General features: G+C 63.4%; 1 protein-coding gene. It reads right to left on the bottom strand.

Translation table 11 applies throughout. The features are described from left to right. The coding region (locus tag F6S12_RS31930; protein WP_315869880.1) for a flagellar biosynthesis protein FlhA at positions 1 to 1,225 on the bottom strand (1,225 nt) is incomplete at both ends.

Below are 1,225 nucleotides of genomic sequence, written 5' to 3'. Positions count from 1 at the left end.
CTGATTTCGATCCACACCGCTTCCAGACCAAAGGCCGGGTCCCGAGCGGAGATGCCGTTGAGCGTGCCATAGACCTGCCCCGGGTTGATCGCCAGCTCGCGATCCGGATAGATCTCCGCTTCGGCCAGGATCACCCCCATCAGGGTCAGGCGGTAGGCGCTCGGCGCCAGGTCCAGGTTGTCGCGGATATGCACCGTGGGCATGAGAAAGCCCAGGTCCTGGGAGAGCTTCTTGCGCACCCCCTTGATCCGCGCCAGCAATTGCCCGCCCTGGTTGCGATCCACCAGGGGAATCAGGCGGTAACCGACTTCCAGGCCGATCATGTCGATCGGCGTCACGTCGTCCCAACCCAACTCCTTGGTTTCCAGGGCACGGGCCGGGGAAGGCAGCAGGTCCTGTTGACGCTGGACCTCTTCCAGAGCCTTGACCTTGACCTGGTTCTGCTTTTTCCAGACCAGGTAAGCGGCGCCACCGGCCACGGCCGCCAGGCTGAGGAAGGAGAAGTGCGGCATGCCCGGCACCAGCCCCATCACGGCCATCAGGCCGGCTGCCACCGCCAGCGCCTTGGGCGAAGCGAACATCTGCCGGTTGATCTGCTTGCCCATGTCTTCGGAACCCGAAGCCCGGGTCACCATGATCGCCGCCGCAGTGGACAGCAACAGTGATGGCAATTGCGCCACCAAACCGTCACCGATGGTCAGCAAGGCGTATACCCGGCCCGCATCGCCAAAGCTCATGTTGTGCTGGAAGATACCGACGGCCATGCCGCCGATCAGGTTGATGAACAGGATCAGCAAACCGGCGATGGCGTCACCGCGCACGAATTTGCTGGCACCGTCCATGGAACCGTAGAACTCGGCCTCCTGGGCCACTTCGAGACGGCGCAGCTTGGCCTGGTTCTGGTCGATCAGGCCGGCGTTCAAGTCAGCATCGATGGCCATCTGCTTGCCGGGCATGGCGTCCAGGGTGAAGCGCGCGCTCACCTCGGAAATACGGCCGGCACCCTTGGTCACCACCACGAAGTTGATGATCATGAGGATCGCAAAGACCACGATACCGACCACGTAGTTGCCGCCGATCACCACCTCACCGAAGGCCTGGATCACCTTACCGGCAGCGGCGTGGCCCTCCTGGCCATGGAGCATCACCACCCGGGTCGAGGCCACGTTGAGCGCCAGGCGCAGCAGCGTGGCCACCAGCAGAATGGTGGGGAACACGGCAAAGT

The organism is Pseudomonas sp. JV245A, from assembly GCF_032424515.1.
Classification (GTDB): domain Bacteria; phylum Pseudomonadota; class Gammaproteobacteria; order Pseudomonadales; family Pseudomonadaceae; genus Aquipseudomonas; species Aquipseudomonas protegens.
This window is presented reverse-complemented; position numbering and strand designations above follow the sequence as displayed.